16 protein-coding genes and 1 pseudogene are annotated in these 18,208 nt (G+C 68.5%); 5 read left to right on the forward strand and 12 right to left on the reverse strand.

Features of this window, described 5'->3' with window-relative positions; translation table 11 throughout:
• Window positions 1-144: 144 nt before the first annotated feature.
• The gene (locus ACNPQM_RS18680) at window positions 145-1,242 is read right to left on the reverse strand and encodes a hypothetical protein (RefSeq protein ID WP_418084870.1); all 1,098 of its coding nucleotides are present in this window, start codon (window positions 1,240-1,242) and stop codon (window positions 145-147) included.
• Window positions 1,243-1,714: 472 nt separating this feature from the next.
• Here ACNPQM_RS18680 and lpdA point away from each other — a divergent pair, with 472 nt between their 5' ends.
• The gene (gene lpdA / locus ACNPQM_RS18685) at window positions 1,715-3,127 is read left to right on the forward strand and encodes a dihydrolipoyl dehydrogenase (protein ID WP_418084871.1); all 1,413 of its coding nucleotides are present in this window, start codon (window positions 1,715-1,717) and stop codon (window positions 3,125-3,127) included.
• A gap of 205 nt (window positions 3,128-3,332) precedes the next feature.
• Here lpdA and ACNPQM_RS18690 read toward each other — a convergent pair whose 3' ends face one another.
• The 5 genes from ACNPQM_RS18690 to ACNPQM_RS18710 form a co-directional block, all read right to left on the reverse strand.
• A complete protein-coding gene (locus tag ACNPQM_RS18690; protein WP_358860968.1) occupies window positions 3,333-3,680 on the reverse strand; it encodes a hypothetical protein in 348 nt (115 codons plus the stop codon).
• Window positions 3,681-3,701: 21 nt separating this feature from the next.
• Window positions 3,702-5,432: a cytochrome c oxidase subunit I gene (gene ctaD, locus ACNPQM_RS18695; protein WP_418084872.1), complete on the reverse strand. Its 1,731-nt coding sequence runs from the start codon at window positions 5,430-5,432 to the stop codon at window positions 3,702-3,704.
• A gap of 324 nt (window positions 5,433-5,756) precedes the next feature.
• The gene (locus ACNPQM_RS18700) at window positions 5,757-6,203 is read right to left on the reverse strand and encodes a hypothetical protein (protein WP_418084873.1); all 447 of its coding nucleotides are present in this window, start codon (window positions 6,201-6,203) and stop codon (window positions 5,757-5,759) included.
• 131 nt (window positions 6,204-6,334) lie between these two features.
• Window positions 6,335-7,753, reverse strand: a complete 1,419-nt coding sequence (locus ACNPQM_RS18705) for an ATP-binding protein (protein WP_418084874.1) — start codon at window positions 7,751-7,753, stop codon at window positions 6,335-6,337.
• Between the two features lie 6 nt (window positions 7,754-7,759).
• The gene (locus ACNPQM_RS18710) at window positions 7,760-8,512 is read right to left on the reverse strand and encodes a response regulator transcription factor (RefSeq protein WP_418084875.1); all 753 of its coding nucleotides are present in this window, start codon (window positions 8,510-8,512) and stop codon (window positions 7,760-7,762) included.
• A 200-nt stretch (window positions 8,513-8,712) separates the two neighbouring features.
• Here ACNPQM_RS18710 and ACNPQM_RS18715 point away from each other — a divergent pair, with 200 nt between their 5' ends.
• On the forward strand, window positions 8,713-10,284 hold the full coding sequence (locus ACNPQM_RS18715; protein WP_418084886.1) for a N,N-dimethylformamidase beta subunit family domain-containing protein: 1,572 nt from the start codon (window positions 8,713-8,715) through the stop codon (window positions 10,282-10,284).
• Here ACNPQM_RS18715 and ACNPQM_RS18720 read toward each other — a convergent pair.
• The gene (locus ACNPQM_RS18720; RefSeq protein WP_418084876.1) at window positions 10,263-10,520 is read right to left on the reverse strand and encodes a hypothetical protein; all 258 of its coding nucleotides are present in this window, start codon (window positions 10,518-10,520) and stop codon (window positions 10,263-10,265) included. The genes ACNPQM_RS18715 and ACNPQM_RS18720 overlap by 22 nt on opposite strands.
• Before the next feature lie 255 nt (window positions 10,521-10,775).
• On the opposite strand from ACNPQM_RS18720, the gene ACNPQM_RS18725 reads away from it, so the two are divergent.
• A complete protein-coding gene (locus tag ACNPQM_RS18725; protein ID WP_418084887.1) occupies window positions 10,776-11,978 on the forward strand; it encodes an alpha/beta hydrolase in 1,203 nt (400 codons plus the stop codon).
• A gap of 167 nt (window positions 11,979-12,145) precedes the next feature.
• On the opposite strand, the gene ACNPQM_RS18730 is transcribed toward ACNPQM_RS18725, so the two are convergent.
• The 3 genes from ACNPQM_RS18730 to ACNPQM_RS18740 all read right to left on the reverse strand — a co-directional run bounded on the left by ACNPQM_RS18730 (window position 12,146) and on the right by ACNPQM_RS18740 (window position 15,646).
• Window positions 12,146-13,111, reverse strand: coding sequence for an alpha/beta fold hydrolase (locus ACNPQM_RS18730; protein WP_418084877.1), 966 nt, complete (start codon window positions 13,109-13,111; stop codon window positions 12,146-12,148).
• Window positions 13,112-13,240: 129 nt separating this feature from the next.
• On the reverse strand, window positions 13,241-14,668 hold the full coding sequence (rox, locus tag ACNPQM_RS18735; protein WP_418084878.1) for a rifampin monooxygenase: 1,428 nt from the start codon (window positions 14,666-14,668) through the stop codon (window positions 13,241-13,243).
• Window positions 14,669-15,079: 411 nt separating this feature from the next.
• A complete protein-coding gene (locus tag ACNPQM_RS18740; RefSeq protein ID WP_418084879.1) occupies window positions 15,080-15,646 on the reverse strand; it encodes a hypothetical protein in 567 nt (188 codons plus the stop codon).
• A gap of 760 nt (window positions 15,647-16,406) precedes the next feature.
• Here ACNPQM_RS18740 and ACNPQM_RS18745 point away from each other — a divergent pair.
• A complete protein-coding gene (locus ACNPQM_RS18745; protein ID WP_418084880.1) occupies window positions 16,407-17,090 on the forward strand; it encodes a YoaK family protein in 684 nt (227 codons plus the stop codon).
• Window positions 17,091-17,399: 309 nt separating this feature from the next.
• Here ACNPQM_RS18745 and ACNPQM_RS18750 read toward each other — a convergent pair whose 3' ends face one another.
• Window positions 17,400-17,657, reverse strand: coding sequence for a DUF6083 domain-containing protein (locus ACNPQM_RS18750; protein WP_418084881.1), 258 nt, complete (start codon window positions 17,655-17,657; stop codon window positions 17,400-17,402).
• A gap of 57 nt (window positions 17,658-17,714) precedes the next feature.
• On the opposite strand from ACNPQM_RS18750, the gene ACNPQM_RS18755 reads away from it, so the two are divergent.
• Window positions 17,715-17,915 (forward strand): hypothetical protein, encoded by a 201-nt coding sequence (locus ACNPQM_RS18755; protein ID WP_418084882.1) that lies wholly within the window; start codon window positions 17,715-17,717, stop codon window positions 17,913-17,915.
• 102 nt (window positions 17,916-18,017) lie between these two features.
• Here the strand turns inward: ACNPQM_RS18755 and ACNPQM_RS18760 are convergent.
• A pseudogene (locus ACNPQM_RS18760) lies at window positions 18,018-18,208 on the reverse strand (ABC transporter substrate-binding protein); the annotation flags it as partial.

The following is an 18,208-nucleotide window of genomic DNA, read 5'->3' on the forward strand; positions in this document are numbered from 1 at the left end:
TGCGTGGGGTGCGGGGGCCCACGCGGTCGGTGCCTAGATGTTTGGGCACGGTCGGTGGCACGTACAAGAGATGTCTCTGGCGTGAACACGCCGCGGCGTAAATGCGCCTCACATGACGTTGTTTTCAATCCGGTTCGGAGGGATTTACGAGTCCGTCTCGTCCAGCCAGCCGCTGCACGCCGCATGCCAGCCGAGCTGGAAACGCGTGGCTGCCCCCACCTTGACCATGAGGGACTGCAGGCGGCGCTGGACGGTACGGTGCCCCATGCCGAGCTGACGGGCGATGGCCGCGTCGGTCAGTCCCACGTACAACAGGGAGACGATCTGGCGGTCCACGGCGTCGAGTTCGGCTCCGTCTGTGTGCCCGGCTCTGGGATCCGTTTCGGAGGGAAGCAGTCGCCAGCCCCTCTCGAAATAGGCTTCGAAGAGCGAACTGAGCGCGGTGAGCAGTCCGGTACCGTGCACGACCAGTGCGACCGGGTCGATGCCTTCGCGGCCGGGGGCGAGCGGCAGCAGGGCGATCCGCCGGTCGACGATGATCAACTTGATGGGCAGCTTGTCGACGACGGAGATGTACTGGCCCTGGGCTGCATAGGTGGCCAGGGCCGCCGCTGTTTTGGGACGTTCGAGCCATTCGCGATCGATGACGCCCCGGATGGCGATCCCGCGCCGCATCAGCACGTGCTCGATCTCGTCGTGGTTGTCCTCGAAGGTGATCACCGAGTGGAAATCGTGCAGCGGAATCATGCTGCATACCTCGATGGTGGCCTGATCCTGCATCAGCAGGAGCCTGCGCCGGATCGCAGCCGCCCCCGACAGCACCTCGATGGGTGCTCCCGAGGCATGGGCCTGGGCGGAACGGTGCCGTTCGGCCAGGGTTGTCACGAGCGACTCGACGCGGTGCAAGGCCGCCCGGCGGGATTCCAGCAGGGGGCCGAGAGCGAGCACGGGGGAGGAGGCCCGGTAGTGGAGGACGGCGTCGCCGACGGGCCGGGCGCTGGCGAGACCGCGTTCCACCAGGACGTCGAGGGCGCGCGCGACCTCCTCGACAGGCCCGGTCGACTCACCCGCGAGCGTGGCGGGTTCACTGTCGGGCCGGTCGACGAGGAGCCGGTACACGGCGTCCTCCAACGGCTCCAGGCCGAGGAACGTGAGCAGGGATGCCTCTGCCGCATCCGGCGTGACGGGGACGCCGCCCGACGGGCGAGGGCCGTCGGCGCTCAGTGCAGTCCTTGGGCGCACTGGCGCCGGGAAACACCGGACGCCCGCAACGGACACACGCCGCGACACCTGAGTGCCCCGGTCACTGCCCCACCCTCGGTCACCGTCCTCGCCCCCTTGCCGTACTGCCGTTGTCGTCCGGTGATCACACTAACCGGCTGACTCCGTGCGCGATACAACGGGATTTGCCGAGTCGGTCGCGGCCCCCCGGCTTCGGGAGCAGACCGGGGGAAGGACCAAAGAGGTCAGCTCGCGACAGCGGCCTGCGGGCTGGAGCGCACACTGGTGGCTGATGGAGCATGCTGCTGGAGACGGAACGGTGATCGACGAGATGACCGGCCACTCGACCGCCCGCATTGCCTTCCGGGTGATATTCCTGCTGCGGACGGGTGTCGGAAACCGCAGCCGCCGAGCCGGGTGCACAGGCTGTTCGACCAGGATGAGCCGGCTCTCGCCGCAGGCCCGGCCGGTCCCCATCAGAAAGGAAATTTCCATGGATGAGCAGGATGAGCGCTTCGACGTCGTCGTACTCGGAGCAGGCCCAGGCGGATATGTCGCCGCCATTCGTGCCGCCCAGTTGGGCAAGCGCGTCGCCGTCGTCGAGGCCAAGTACTGGGGCGGCGTCTGTCTGAACGTCGGTTGCATCCCCACCAAGGCCCTGCTGCGCAACGCCGAACTGGCGCACATCGTCACACGCGAGGCCAAGACCTTCGGTATCAAGGTCGAAGGGCAGGTGTCCTTCGACTACGGCGAGGCGTTCCGCCGCAGTCGCCGTGTCGCGGACGGCCGGGTCAAGGGTGTCCACTACCTGATGAAGAAGAACGGGATCACGGAGATCAGCGGCCGTGGCACGTTTGTGGACTCGCACACGCTCGACGTGGCCCTCTTCGACGGCTCGACGCAGACGATCAGCTTCGACCACTGCATCATCGCCGCCGGAGCGACCCCGAAGCTGCTGCCGGGGACCCGCCGCACCTCACGCGTGGTGACGTACGAAGAGCAGATCCTTGCCGAGGACCTGCCGCAGTCCATTCTGATCGCGGGCGCCGGCGCCATCGGTGTCGAATTCGCGTATGTCTTGCACAACTACGGCGTGAAGGTCACCGTCGTTGAGTTCCTGGACCGGATGGCGCCGCTCGAGGACGCGGACGTCTCTGCCGAACTGGCTAGGCAGTACAGGAAGTTGGGAATCGGCGTACTCACCTCCACCCGCGTCGATTCGATCGACGAGTCCGGCCCACAGGTCCGCGTCACGGTCACCGGCAAGGACGGCGCCCAGCAGGTCCTGGAGGCCGACAAGGTTCTGCAGGCGATCGGCTTCACACCGAACGTCACCGACTACGGCCTGGAGACAACGGGCGTACGCATCACCGAGCGCGGCGCGATCGATGTCGACGGCCGCTGCCGCACATCCGTTCCGCACATCTATGCGATCGGCGACGTCACCGCGAAGCTGATGCTCGCGCACGCCGCCGAGGCGATGGGCGTGGTCGCGGCCGAGACCATCGCGGGAGCCGAGACCATGGAGCTCGACTACCCGATGATCCCGCGCGCCACCTACTGTCAGCCGCAGATCGCAAGCTTCGGCTGGACCGAGGAGCAGGCGCGCGAGAAGGGCTTCGACGTCAAGGTGGCCAAGTTCCCCTTCACCGCGAACGGCAAGGCGCACGGACTCGGCGACACGACCGGCTTCGTGAAGCTGATCAGCGATGCGAAGTACGGCGAGATCATCGGCGCCCACCTCATCGGCCCGGACGTCACCGAACTGCTGCCGGAGCTCACTCTGGCTCAGCAGTGGGACCTGACGGTCCACGAGGTCGCTCGCAACGTCCACGCCCACCCGACGCTCGGCGAGGCGGTCAAGGAAGCCGTGCACGGACTTGCCGGGCACATGATCAACATGTGAGCAGGCAGCGCCCCACGCTTGCCCCCGGGCTCCGTCGGCTCCGTCCCCGGGGGCCGGGGCAGCGTGATGCCGAAGGAGCTGAACGCAGGGAGACACCCGGCGATGAGCGTCGCACCGGCGACAGCAGTTGACGGATAGGACACCCGCCCCGCTGTCCATCATCCTGTTTCGGCTCACAGGCCGGGCCGGGCCGTGAGGGCAGACGTCAGCGGGCGACGAGCAGGGCAACGCCGAAGACGCCGGTCACCGCGCCGATGCCGGCCGTGACGGCCAGCAGACAGCGCGTTCTGAGAAATCGGTAGCGGGCCGCGTACTCGTTGACGAGTTCGGCCGACCGAGCGGAGACCCGGGCGTCGAACGCCCGCGAAGTGGCAGCCCAGTCGGCAGCGAAGACGCGTTCGATGTCGGTCCGCTGAGCGGCCGTCAGCCAGGGCAGGCGCTCAGCGAAGCGGACGGCCCGGCGGCGCGCCTCTTCGACCTCCGCACTCGACAGGAGGCAGTCGCCCAGCCGAGCGAGCGGGCCGTCGTCCTCCCTGTCAGCCCCTACGAACACGCTGTCCTCCGGTACGTTTCCTCACTCCTGCTCGTCCCCCGCCGCCGCTGTCGCCGGGGTGGCCGGACGTCTGCCGATCTCCTCGATGGAGCTGATCTCCGGGTGATGGAGGTCGAACGCCGGGGATTCGGAGCGGATCCGCGGCAGGGTGAGGAAGTTGTGCCGCGGCGGCGGACAGGAGGTTGCCCACTCCAGCGAACGTCCGTAGCCCCACGGGTCGTCGACCCCAACCGGTTTCCCGTACTTGGCGGTCTTCCACACGTTGTAGAAGAACGGCAGCATCGACAGTCCGAGGAGGAACGAGGAGATGGACGAGACCGTGTTCAGCAGCGTGAAGCCGTCGGCGGCGAGGTAGTCCGCGTAACGACGCGGCATACCCTCCGCGCCGAGCCAGTGCTGCACGAGGAACGTGCCGTGGAAGCCCACGAACAGCGTCCAGAACGTGATCTTGCCGAGCCGCTCGTCCAGCATCTTGCCGGTGAACTTCGGCCACCAGAAATGGAATCCGGCGAACATCGCGAAGACCACGGTGCCGAAGACGACGTAGTGGAAGTGCGCGACGACGAAATACGAGTCCGAGACGTGGAAGTCCATCGGCGGCGAGGCCAGGATGGCGCCGGTCAGACCACCGAAGAGGAACGTGACGAGAAAGCCGACGGTCCAGAGCATCGGTGTCTCGAAGGAGGCCGAACCTCCCCACATCGTGCCGATCCAGTTGAAGAACTTCACACCGGTCGGTACCGCGATGAGGAACGTCATGAACGAGAAGAACGGCAACAGCACACCGCCGGTGACGTACATGTGGTGCGCCCACACAGTCACGGAGAGGCCCGCGATGGCGATCGTCGCGGAGATCAGACCGACATAACCGAAGATCGGTTTGCGGCTGAAGACGGGAATGATTTCGGAAGCGATTCCGAAGAATGGCAAGGCGATGATGTACACCTCTGGATGGCCGAAGAACCAGAAGAGGTGTTGCCAGAGCAGCGCGCCGCCATTGGCCGCGTCGAATACGTGCGCACCGAACTTGCGGTCCGCCTCCAGCGCGAAGAGCGCGGCGGCGAGCACCGGGAAGGCCAGCAGGACCAGCACACCGGTCAGCAGGACGTTCCACACGAAGATCGGCATCCGGAACATCGTCATGCCGGGTGCGCGCATGCAGACGATCGTGGTGATGAAGTTGACCGAACCGAGGATCGTGCCGAAGCCGGAGAAGGCCAGACCCATGATCCATAGGTCGCCGCCGACGCCGGGCGAACGGACGGCGTCCGTGAGCGGGGAGTAGGCGAACCAGCCGAAGTCCGCCGCACCCTGCGGGGTGATGAAGCCGCTGACGGCGATGATCGAGCCGAAGAGGTACAGCCAGTACGCGAACATGTTCAGCCGCGGGAACGCCACGTCGGGTGCGCCGATCTGCAGCGGCATGATCCAGTTTGCGAACCCGGCGAACAGCGGCGTCGCGAACATCAGCAGCATGACCGTGCCATGCATCGTGAACGCCTGGTTGAACTGCTCGTTCGACAGGATCTGCGTGCCGGGGCGGGCCAGCTCGGCGCGCATGAGGAGCGCCAGCACACCACCGATGACGAAGAACGCGAACGACGTGACCAGATACATCGTGCCGATCGTCTTGTGATCGGTGGTAGTCGCCCATTTAACGACGATGCTGCCCGGCCGCTTCTGCTTTGCCGGCAGCTCGTCCTCGTACGAATCGTCGGAATCAGCCGGTCCGACGGTGACCCTGTTCGTCACTTCAACGCTCCTTCGGCCGACGGCATACCGGCCACGCGGGAACTGTAGGCGAGAGGGTCCCGGCTGGCGAAGTGAGCCGCTGGGCATTCGGCCGATCGGAGTAGCGATCAGGGTCGCGCCCGGGGTGATTGCGCTTTCATATGCCCAAGGCCGGAGTGAATACAAGGGAATTGTTTTCCTATTTAAGACCGACCGGCATATGGGGGTGGGAGAAGGACGGGGGCGAAACCAAGGTTGGGTTGCGATCGGCTGCCGTCGCGTGCCGTCGCGGTCCGGACCTGTCGAGGTCCGGCCCGCGAGGCGTCGCTTCGGGTCGGCGGGAGGTCAGGTGACCATCACGCGGACGATGGGCGACAGGGTCTTGCCGTGGGCCACGCGCAGTTGCTGGGCGCCCTTGTGGCTGAGCTTGACGTGCGCGCGGTAGACGCCGCCCTTCTCGACGGTTGCGCGGGCGTGCAGCGCGGCCCACTTGCCACTGCTGTTGAGATGACGCACGGTGAGTTTGCTGCCGGCCTTGATGTCCTTCGTCTTGCCGCTGATCACCACGGTCGAACCCGCTTTGACCGAGCTGTGGCTGGCGTGGGCGGTGATGGACGGGGTCGTCGCCCGTGCCGGCGCGGCGACTGTCGCCAGATGGACAGCGGGTGCCGTGGACGGGGCGGCGATTGCTACCCCGGCTCCGCCGGCGAGCATGGCCGCGCACACGGCACCGACGGCTGCCGTCCGCATCCGGACACTCTTTCCGGTCTTCTCCGTGGCCTTCACGCTCATGAGACTTCACCTCGCACGGGGTGCGTTGCTGGTGTGCCGATGCCCCCATGGTGCGAAACCGTTGGTGAGGCGATCGTGTACGCCGGATGTGAGGACTGACATGCTCGGCGTGGAGCACCGTAGGCATCCCCTCAGCGGCGGGTGGCTCCTGGCGCGAGCGGGATCGTCAGCCGCACCCGAGCACCGCCGCCCGGCGCGTTCTCGGCCGTGGCACTGCCACCGTGTGCCTGCGCGATGGAACGCACGATGGCCAGGCCGAGGCCGGCCCCGCCCCCGTGCCGACTGCGGGCGGCGTCGGCTCGGCGGAACCGCTCGAAGGCCAGCGGCAGGAACGCGCGCGGAAAGCCGGGACCGTGGTCACGTACCTCGATCACGGCACGGGCATCCATCCCCGCCCCGCGGACGGTGAGGCCGACTTCGACGTTGCTCCCGTCGGGGGCGTAGCGCAGGGCGTTGTCGAGCAGGTTGTCGAAGGCCTGCCGGAGCCGGTCGGGGTCGGCCACCATGCGTACGCCCTCGTCGGCCCGCAGGCGCACCGTTACGTTCCGGGGCGCCGCGCGGGATGAAGCGGCCCGCACGGCGGCCGCCAGCAGCTCGGCCGGTGCCAGTGGCTCCGGCCGTACGACGGTTCGTCCCTCGTCGGTCCTGCTCAGCATCAGGAGGTCCTCGGACAAGCGGATCAGCCGGTCGGTGTCCTGCGCGGCGGCGGCGACCGCGGCGGCGAGTTCCTCCCGGGTGCGGCCGGGCTGCCCGGCCAGTTCCAGTTCGGCCTTCAGGGTGGTCAGAGGGGTGCGTAGTTCGTGGCCCGCGTCGGCGGCGAAGCCCCGCTGGCGGGCCAGAGCGTCGGCGAGCCGGTCCAGCACGTCGTTCATCGTGGCCGCGAGGGTAGCGACCTCGTCGTGGGTGGCAGGAGTCTTCAGGCGGGCGCCGGTGTCGTGCTCGGTGATCTCCGCGAGCAGTCTGCGCATCCGGTCCACCGGACGCAGGGCGGAGCCGGCCAGCCAGTACGCACCGAAACCTGCGGCGACCGTGGCGGGCGGGCCGCCCAGCAGCAGGGCGTTGCGGCTGTGCGTGGTCGCGGCGTCCGCGAGCCGGGTGCTGGACCCCACCAGGACGACGACCGGTTTGTTGTCGTTGGAGGCCGAAACGGCGAGCATCCGGTACTCCTGACCCTCCACCGAGGTGGTGAATCCGACCGTGTTCCGGCTTGCCGCCCGCACCTGCTCGTCATCGGCCAGCGGACGTCTGCCCGCACCGTCGGTGAAGGCGAGGAGCTTGCCGTCGGGCGCGAGCACCTGGGCGACCCGCTCCGCTCCCGCACCGGTTCCGAGGCCTCCGTCGGGGTCGCGTGCGGACGGGGGCGGCAGGGGAGGGAGCGGGCCCCTGGCCGCCAGCCGGGCCACCTCGGCATCGGCCTGGGCACGCAGTGTCGCCTTCAGGGAGGCGTCGAGGCCCGCCGTCAGCCGTCGCAGGAAGAGGAATCCGGCGACCGCGATCACCAGGGCGGTACCCAGGGCGAAGACCAGTGCCAAACGCCATCGCAGGGGCATCTCGGTTCATCGCCCGTGCCCGGACCCGGCACCGGGCCCCTCCGGCCGGACGGGCGGGTACGCAGGGCTCGCCGAAGGCTCAGCGGTATCGGGGGCCCGCAACCGGTAGCCGGCGCCGCGCACCGTCTCCAGGTGGGACTGCTCGCCCGGCCGGTCGACCTTGCGCCGCAGGTAGGCCACGTACTGGTCGACGACGTTGGAAACCCCGTCGCAGGGGTAGTCCCACACGTGCTCCAGAATCCGGGTACGGGTCAGCACATCGCCCGGATACCGCAGGAACAGCTCCAGCAGGGCGAACTCCTTCGGCGAGAGCTGGAGCTCGGCCTCCCCGCACCATGCCCGTCGGCTCGCCGGGTCCATCCGCAGATCGCCCACGGTGACGAGTACGGGCCTCGGGTGGGCATCGCGGCGGACCAGGGCCCGCAGCCGGGCGAACAGTTCGGCGAAGCTGAACGGTTTGGCCAGGTAGTCGTCGGCACCGGCGTCCAGGCCGTGCACCCGTTCGCCGACCGAGCCGAGGGCGGTCAGGACCAGAACGGGGGCCCAGCAGCCATCGGCCCGCAGCCGTCGGCACACCTCGAAGCCGTCGAAGCCCGGCAGCATCACATCCAGGACGATCAGGTCGTAGGGCACCTCCGAGGCCTGCCAGACAGCGTCCGGACCGGCTGTGGCCACGTCGACCGCGTACCCCTCCTCGGTCAGCCCGCGCCGCAGCAGCTCCGCCGTGCGGACCTCGTCCTCGACCACCAGCACCCGCATGCCTCCACCGTAGGAGCATCGCGGGCGCACCACATGTCGTGGTGCGCCCGTCCGCACCCCCTCGGTCACCGAGGGGGTGCGGCGCAGGATGGGGCTCACCACGGGTGCTGACCCGTGTGCCCGATTCGGCTCGTCCGCGGGCGCGTGCCGGGGGACGATCGGCGGTGACGGTGTCGCGGCGGGAACACTTGGCGGATCACATGGAGCGGGCCGAGAGGCAGGACGACGGGGCGCCCGGCCGTCTGGAGCGCAGGCATTTCCTCGCTGTTGCCGCGGCCGGTGCGATGGCGGCCGGCTGCCGCTCCTCCGTTGCGAAGGGGCCCCGCACCGAGACCACCCCGCCCGGTGCCACCCGGACCACCGGGGACGGTGAGCGGACCCGCCCGGAAAACCCGGACTGGCGTATCCGTTCGGAGGGAACGCCCGAGGCCGTCCAGGGATACACCGACAGAGTCAGCGTGCTGCCGGGCGAGGAGTTCGGTCTGTACGTCTCCACAACCGCTTCCGGCTTCCGGGTCTCGGCCTACCGGGTCGGCTGGTACGGGGGACACCAGGCGCGCCTGGTGTGGCGTTCGCGCCGTATCGCCGGCTCGGTCCAGGCCCGGCCCCGGCTGCTGGAGGTCACTCGCACCGTCCGGGCCGACTGGAAGCGCACGCTCGGCGTACGCACCGACGGCTGGCCGGAGGGTGCGTACCTGCTCCGACTGGAGGCAGACAACGGCCACCAGCGCTATGTGCCGTTGATCGTCCGTTCTTCGTCCGGCGCGGGCAGGACAGTGGTGATGCACGCGGCGTCGACCTGGCAGGCGTACAACGCCTGGGGCGGGTACAGCCTCTATCAGGGCGAGGACGGTGCGTACGCGACACGGTCGCTCGCTGTCAGCTTCGACCGGCCCTATGACCGCAGCGGCGCCGAGAAGTTCATGGTCTACGAGAGGGCGGTAGTCGTTCTCGCGGAGCGGCTGGGAATTCCGCTCGCCTACACCACGGGGGTGGACGTCCACCGCGAGCCCGGCGTGCTCCAGGGCGCCCGTGCGGCGCTCTCCCTGGGCCACGACGAGTACTGGAGCCCACAGCAACGGGACCACGTGACCCGGGCACGTGACTCCGGTACCAATGTGGCCTTCCTCGGCGCCAACGCCTGCTTCCGCCGGATCAGGCTGGAGGGGGGACCCACCGGCGACGCACGCACGGTGGTCTGTTACAAAACGGACTACCGGGCAGACCCGTACCTCGCCGACCATCCGGCCCTGCCGACACATGACTTCCGACAGCCGCCCGGAGCCGACCCCGAATCCTCCCTCACCGGGGTCCTTTACGAGGGCTATCCGGTCGACGCCCCGTATGTGGTCCATGCCGACGACCACTGGCTCTTCGAAGGGACCGGGGTCAGACGCGGAGACTCCTTCGACCATCTGGTCGGAGTGGAGTACGACCGGGTCACGCCGGGGATGCCCACCCCGGCGCCGCTTGAGGTCGTTGCGCACTCCCCACTCTTTCTCAAGGGAACGCCAAGTCATTCCGACTCCGCGTACTACACCGTGCCGAGCGGATCGGGCGTCTTCGCTTCCGGGACCATGCGATGGGTCGAGGCCCTCATGGCCGGAACTCGGGACAACGGACGCAACCATGGAATGGACGCGCGCACCGGGCGGTTCGTCACCCGCACGACGGAGAACCTGATCCGAGCGTTCGCGGAGGGTCCGTGCGGCAGGAACAGGCCGAAGCCCCGGACAAACGCAAACACCCTCTACCCGCCACCGCCACCCTGAACTTCTCCACCGTCCCCGATGACGTTCCGCAGACGTTCTCTGTCCTCCGCATCCGGGTCGTGGCGTCGAACGAGCGGCCCCAGCGAGAGCAGCGCGGCAGCGGCCGTGACGGTGGGGCGCACGCCGATGCAGGTGCCGAGGGCGCAGGCGAGCAGTGGAGCCAGAGGCCTGGACAGGGCCTGAGCGCCCCGTCCGGACACTCGCCCTGCGGTCTCCGGCACCGCCGAGAACGTCATCGGGGCCATCCGTCCTGCGCAAGCCGAGCTCTCGAACCGCCACGAACTGATCTGTTTGGCCACCGCCCGCCGACTCGTCCGGGGACGGCAGCACACCGGCGCGTGGGAGCCCCCGGGCGCGGGGAGACCGGGCCGTGATGACACGGGCCGACCGTTCCTGGCGTCAACACGGCGCTCCTCGATTTCTCGCGTTCGACGTAAAAAGGTGGAAAAGCGGGTAACCAGCGCAGCGCGTACGGCATCCTCCCAGGCGTGATGAGCCTGACGGGGACACCCTTCTTCCTGGCCACGATCGCGCTGGCCTTGGTCACCGTGCTGCTGCCCCTGCTGCTGTGGGGCCGGGTACGGGGTCCCGCCCTGGCGCGCGGCGCCGCGCGCCTGGCGATGGTCGTCCTCGCCCAGGGGTCGGCCGTGCTGAGCGTCTTCGTGATGGTCAACAACGAAAACGGCCTGTATGACAGCTGGGCCGACCTGCTCGGCACCGGACAACACATCGTCGCCGCGCCGAACCTCGGGCGCGACGGACTAGGGGACCACAAACGACCGGGGGACGAGCCGAAGGTCGTCCAGAACTTCAGTCCGGTGCATGACGCCCGCATGGGTCCGGGCGTCCGCGTCACCCGGCTGAACGGTCGGGTGTCGGGGGTGCGCGGCGAGGTGTACGTATGGCTGCCGCCCCAGTACAACCAACCGGCCTCTCGGCACCGAAAGTTCCCCGTGGTCGAGCTCCTCGGCGGCTTCCCCGGATCGGCGAAGGCGTGGTTCAGCGGCTTGCGGGTGCAGTCGCAGCTGGAGGCCCGGATGCGGAGTGGGGAGATCGCCCCCTTCATCCTCGTGGAGCCGCGCACGAATCTGCTGGCAGGCCAGGACACCGGGTGCGCCAACGTGCCGGGTGTCGTGGACGCCGAATCGTGGCTGAGTGTGGACGTCCGGCAGATGGTGATCGACACCTTCCGCGCGCAGAGCCGTGCGAGAGGCTGGGCGGTGGCCGGGTTCTCGGCCGGGGCACACTGCGCCGTGAAGATGGCGCTCGCCCACCCCGACCGGTACCGGGCCGCCGTGGGCCTCTCCGGCTACAACGACCCGGCCGCCGAGCGGGTCTCCCTCACGGCCGGAAACCCGGAGCTGCGGCGGGTCAACAACCCGCTGTGGATCCTGCGCCACGCCACCACCCCGCCGCGCGTCGCCCTGTATCTCTCGGGTCGGCGCAACGACGGCTACAGTGACGGCCTCGCGCTGCGGCGGGCGGCAGCACCCCCGACGCAGGTGGTGGTGGTCGAGGCGCGCGGGCCGCACACCATCGCGGTGTGGAAACGTCAAGTGCCGCAGGTCTTCAGCTGGTTGACGGCCGAAATGACGTCCCCGCGCGGGCCGGATCGCTCCCGCGAGGCGCATCTGACCAATGGCGGCGCGCCGGACCGGGGCGCCCCGGTCCGGCGCGTGGATCATCCGCGGTGAGGGCGCCGTCGTGGGCTGCGGTCAGCTCGGTGAGTGCCGCGGCGACGACGGAGATCCAGCTCTGTGGCATTGAACCTGCGAGCCGAGCCAGGACACAGCTCGGCGCGCTACGGCTCGACGGTCCCGAAGAGGAGGATCCGTGGGGGGCGCGACCTGTCGGCCCGCCGTCAGCGGCGGGTGCGTCGCAGCCGGCGGCCGAGGAGGACGGCCCCGGCGCCGGCGGCCAGGGACGCTCCCGTGAAACCAGCGAGGGCGGCCTTGGCACCGATGCCATTCGCGGACCCGGCAGCCGCCCGGGACGGCCGGGCGGAGGAGGGAGCTCCGGCCGCCTGGAGGATCAGGTCGGCGACCGCCGCGGGATGGGCGATCAAGGACACGTGGGAGGAGTCGATCTCCACCGTGTGCGAACCGGCTCGCTTCGCCTGGAAGCGCTCCTGATCCGGACTGATGGTCTTGTCCTGCCGGCCGACGAGTGCCCAGGACGGGATGTGCTTCCACGCCGCGACCTTGGCCTTCTCGGAGAACGCGGTCGTAGCGGCGGGCCGCTGGGTGGCCCCCAGCAGATTCGCCTCGCGCACCGGCAGGTCGGCGGCGAAGACCTGGTGAACCTTGTCGCTCTTGAGGTACAGGTCGGTCCCGCTGCGGCCGCTCTCCCGGTACGGGACGGACCTGGTGGCGGTGCCCAGTTCACTGGGGAACCGCGCAGCCAGCGACATGCCGCTCTCGCCCACGTCGGGCATCAGCGCCGAGACGTACACAAGCGACTTCACCCTGGGGTTGTCGGCCGCGGCCGAGCTGATCACGGCGCCGCCGTAGGAGTGGCCCACCAGGACGACCGGGCCCTTGATGCTGTCGAGTACCGAGGCGATGTAGGTCGAGTCGTTGTACAGACCGCGCAGCGGGTTGGCAGGCGCGATGACGGTGTAGCCGCTGCGCTCAAGGCGTGAAATGACCCCGTTCCAGCTGGAGCCGTCAGCGAACGCGCCGTGCACCAGGACCACGGTGGGTTTCGTGACGGTCGGGTCGCCTTCCGCGGCAGCCGGAGCTGCCGCGGACGCGCACAGGGCCAATGCACATCCGGCGACGGTGACGTGTGCGCGCAGTATTCGAGGCTGTGTGCCGGATGCGGTCATGCCGTTCTCGCTTCCTTGGAGGTCAACAGCACCTCAGCGTTCACCCGTCGGCGCCGCCGGGCCCGGCAGCGCAGCCCGACCGGGTGAAAGGGGCGGGGCATCTGAGTGAAGGGCCGGCCAACAGCGCGCTCAGCCGGCGGCAGCGCCGAACCACCTGGGCAGCTGGCTGAGCAGATCCCGCTGATCGTCACCGACCCACGCCACGTGGCCGTCCGGCCGCAGCAGCGCCGCGGGCACGTCCAGTTCCTCGCTGACGTCGACGACGTGGTCGACCCGATCTGCCCAGCCCGCCACCGAGAGCCGGCCGGTCTGGTCGAGCAGGAGTCCGCGGCCGCAGTGCATCAGCTCGTAGAGGCGACCGCGCTTCAGCCCCACGTCCCGCATCCGTCGGCCGAGCCGTTCATGCCCCTCGCCGAAGTCGTAGCGGACCCCGATCGCCGTGATCTTCTCGATCAGGTACCGGTTCACCTCCTCGAAGTGCATCAGCTCCGACATCAGCCGGCGTACTGCCCGGGGACCCGGCTCGGTGGACATCAGCTGCATCTGCGCGCGGGTGTTGTCCAGCACGTCGGCGGCTACCGGGTGCCGCTCGGTGTGGTAGCTGTCAAGGAGACCCTCGGGCGCCCAGCCGTTGATCGCGGCAGCCAGTTTCCAGCCGAGGTTGAACGCGTCCTGGACGCCGAGATTGAGGCCCTGCCCGCCGGTCGGCGGGTGGATGTGCGCCGCGTCGCCGGCCAGCAGCACCCGGTCGACCCGGTAGAGCTCGGCCTGCCGGGTGGCGTTGCCGAAGCGGGAGAGCCAGCGCGGTGAGTGCGCGCCGAAGTCGGTGTCGGCGTACGCCCGCAGCTGTTGCTTGAACTCATCGAGAGTCGGCGCGGCCGTACGGTCCTCGGCCACCCCCTCGGCAGGCACGATGACGCGGTACGTACCGTCGCCCTGGGGCATGGCGCCGAACCGCATCTGGGTCTTGCGGACTTCGGCCACCACGGCGGCCAGCTTCTCCGGCGACACGGTCAGCTTCATCTCGCCCAGCAACGTCTCGACCGTGGAGGGTTCACCGGGGAACCGGATGCCGAGGAGCTTGCGCACCGTGCTGCGGCCGCCGTCGCAGCCCACGAGGTAGCGCGAGCGAAGCTGCGTGCCGTCGGCCAGCTCGACGGTCACCCCGTGCTCGTCCTGGCTCAGCCCGACCAGTTCGCAGCAGCGCCGGATCTCGGCGCCGAGTTCGGTGGCGTGCTCGGTCAGCAGGCGTTCGGTGACCTGCTGCGGGATGGCGAGGACGTACGAGTGTGCTGTGTCCAGCCGCTCGGGCCACGCCTGGCCGAGGCCGGCGAAGAAGCCGCCGGCCGTGACCTTCTTGCCGAGCGAGAGGAACCGCTCCAGCAGACCGCGCTGGTCCATCACCTCGACACTGCGCGCGTGCAGACCCTGCGCACGGGACTGCACGGTCGGCTCCGCCTCCTTGTCCAGCACGAGCACACGCACGCCGTGCAGCCGCAACTCGCCGGCCAGCATCAAGCCGGTCGGCCCGCCGCCAGCAATGATCACGTCAATCATGAAAACCCCCATGTCAACAAACCTGCATGTCGCCAGCTGCTCCGAGCAGTCCGGCGGCGCGCACCCGCACCTGTGGTGCCGAGCGTCCACGACCGCACCGTGTGTCCCACCGATGGTTCGACGTCCCGAGAGACCCATACGCCGCCAAGGCGCGCCTATTTCGCGAATCCCTGATTTACGCAGGTTCTGGCTTCGGCTGGAGATTCTGCAGCACCACCCGGGTCTTGCCGCAAGGCCCCCGGTGCGCTATATGTTGAGAGTGGCAAGGAGTGGACAACCTCCTTGCCCTTGTTTTTTCGTCCGCTGCGGACACCGCATTCCCACGGCAGCTGTGGGCGCGACGTGGGCCTTCCCGGCGTGCTGCCCGCCTTCCCGGCTGCTCGACAGGGGCGATGGGGATTCAGCCACAGGTCATGAGCACAGGATGTGCCGGAGCGTGGCGCCGCGTTGCCGTATTCCCGTACGGCTCTCACCAATGTGATCGGTCGGGTCAGGTCCCAGTCTCCGGATGACGGCGACGGTGACCAGCGCGTAGGCCACGTGCGGAACGATGTCGGCGACCCAGTCGGAGCGTGACCACGTGCGCGGGTCGGTCACGCGCAGCACGGTCATCGGGCCGTTGGTTCCGATCAGAGCCCCCGTCGTCGCCGTGGCGGTCAGGAGCGCGCTTCCCGGTCGCCAGCCGCAGGAGAGCGCAAGACCGAGCAGGGCGCCCATGCCCACACCTGATGCAATGCCGGTCAGGGGACCCAGGCCTTTGACGCGATTCTTCCGTACGTCCTCGTTGCCCGGGATCGGAACGTGCAGAGTCTCCGACAGCCGCTCCACGGTGACTTCGGGTGTCGTGCTCTCGCCTCGGCCGCGGGTCACCATGTCCAGGTAACCGACCGCATTCAGGGCCGTGGTCCCTGCAGCGCCCGCGGCAGCCCCTGCCAGGAGGCCACGAAGGTGCCGGGCCCGACCGGTGACTCTCGTCATGGACCGTTCATCCCTTCACTAAGTCCGGCAGCGCGGGATTGACAACCTCTGGGTGTGCCCGGGCGGTGTTGCGTCGATCGCCCTCCACCGTCCCGTAGATGAGGTCTTTGATCAGCGAACGCAGCCGATCGACGGTGTTCTCTCACAAGCGGTATGTGGCCCGCGTCGCCACGGATCAGTACGATCGGCTGCCCGCTGCCGTGGTCCTCGCGGCAGATGCCGATCGGAGTGCCATTCCGCTGGCCGGCGTTGACCATCGCCATGGGGGCCACGACTCCTCGTACGGATACGGCCCATTTTCAGCTCTGCCGCGTTGCTTCATGGGCCGGTGCGGCCATGGAACACCCCTTGCGTACGCACTTTCTCAGTAAATACACCGAATGGCTTACTCCGCCACCTGGGCGCCGCGATCGGACGGCCGAACGGCTTCAGGAATCGCGTTGAACCCATGGATCTCCGTTGACGGCCTGAAGCCGGCCAGAAGGGATGCCTTATCAGGGATCTGGAGCCCGTACTTCACCTGGCCATCGACGAGGATCCGCCCATTGTGTCCGGTACGTGAGTGCCCTTGCGATGCACCGCATTCGACGCCGCGCGCTGTCCCGCCAGGGATGACCGGACAACCCTTAGACTCGCGGGCACAGCGTCCGGCTTCACCGTGCGCCGCGCACAGCCCGATGACGTCCGTACCGACCCTGCTGTGCAGTGTCAGACGTTCTGTGGTGCACACATGAATCCGACCTCGATGTGGAGTCGATGCATGACGCAGGCCCACGACCAGTGGCTCGCTCAGCCACGAAACCTCAAGTCCTCCTTTCCCGTTCTGCTTCTGGCCATGGCGACGGGAGCAGTCGACGCGATCAGCTTCATGACCCTCGGCGGTGTATTCACCAGTGTGATGACCGCGAACCTTGCTCTGTTCGGTCTCGCCATCGCCACCCACGACATGCTGCTGGCCGGTCACGCAGCACTGGCGATCATCGCGTACACCTGCGGTGTGCTTCTCGGCAGTCGGGTTGCTTCCGTCCCGGGCCGCGCACGATGGAGCGGTGCCCGGATCGCACTGCTCGCAGAGGTGATCATCATGACCGGTGCGATGACGGCGTGGGCCGCTCTGGACGGCAAGCCGGCCGGCACCGGCCAACTGGTCCTCCTGGCGGCCATGGCCGTGTGCATGGGATGCCAGGGCGGCATGATCCGTGCCGCAGGCGGGCCGAATCTCTCGACCACCTACATGACGGGCGCTCTCACCGGCGCGCTGGTAGCACTCGCCGTCAGGAAAGAGGTTGAGCGATACAACATTGCGGTGATCGCGATGCTGCCGACAGGAGCAGGGCTGGCGGCGCTTCTCGTCACCCACGCACGGGCGGCTGCTCTGGCCCTGCCCTTGGTGCTGCTGACTGCGGCCCTCACGCTGTCCTTCCGGCGCCCTGTGCCCCACTAAGGGCTGTCCCGTAATCCCTGGTGGATCAGCGCGCGGCGTCAGATGTGGTGCATCGCAAGGCGGAGGGGCGTCCTCATACTGGGTTAATGCGGGCGTTCCGACAACGCGGCGAGGTGCCGCAACTGTCGTCGTGCGCTCGCCAGGGATTACGGGACAGCCCTTAGCCAGTGCAGTCGTTGATGTCGTCGTCCGACGATCCGCAGACCAGTCCAAGTCGGGGCTCTGCGTCGAGTCCGCGTCCTGGGCTGCGGGTATCACTAGGCGAAAGGTGGTGGCGCAGTTGGGGGAGTGGGGCTACCACACCATGGCTCAACTGGCGTCGGGCAGTTCGCGCAGGTCCGGGATGTTGAACAACCGTTGCGCCCGGCGCCCGTTCTCCTCGCGCAGGCCAGTGCCCCACGGCCATGGGTCTTCGGGGGCGAGGTAGGGGCAGACCATGCGGTGCGCGACACGGCAGGTGGCGCCGCGGGTGGGTTCGGCGTCCCACGTGTTCCACGCCTCACCGTCCGCGTTGATGAGCCACCGCCGGCGGGGTGACAGGGGGGCCGACGAAGCCCTCGCCCGCATTGTGAGCGACGAGTCCGGGCTTGCCTCGCACTGGGTCGACCCACGTGACGGGAGGCAATGGCGTGCAGTGATCAGCCCGTTCTCATCCAGCGGCGTCGCGGCCGGCCGAACGACCGTGTGCCCGTCGCCATCGAGGACGCCGTCGTGGTTCACCAGAGGCTGACCCAGAGTTCTGTTGTCGGCGAAGGCATCCATCGCGGCCGTGAGCCCTCGCACGTGGTGGCCGACGGGACCTCCCTCGTCATCGATCCCTCGTAGGGTCGTCGATGACGCGGAAGGGCCCCCCGGCCACGGCGTGCAGGATGGTGTGGGACCGATGTCAGTGTCGGTCCCGCACCGGCCCGCGGACTACGTCGTCGGTTACTTCTTGACCTGAACTTCAGTCAGGATCGGGTCGCCGTCCTGGGCGTACTGAACGTTCTGGACCTTCTTCGAGTAGCCGGCGTTGACCTTGTTGTACCAGAGCGGGATGGTCGGCATGTAGTTGACCAGGTCCTTCTCGATCTCCTGGTACCCCTTGACCGACTCCTCGAGCGTGGCGGCGGAGTCCG

The organism is Streptomyces sp. NPDC056231, assembly GCF_048270745.1.
GTDB lineage: Bacteria > Actinomycetota > Actinomycetes > Streptomycetales > Streptomycetaceae > Streptomyces.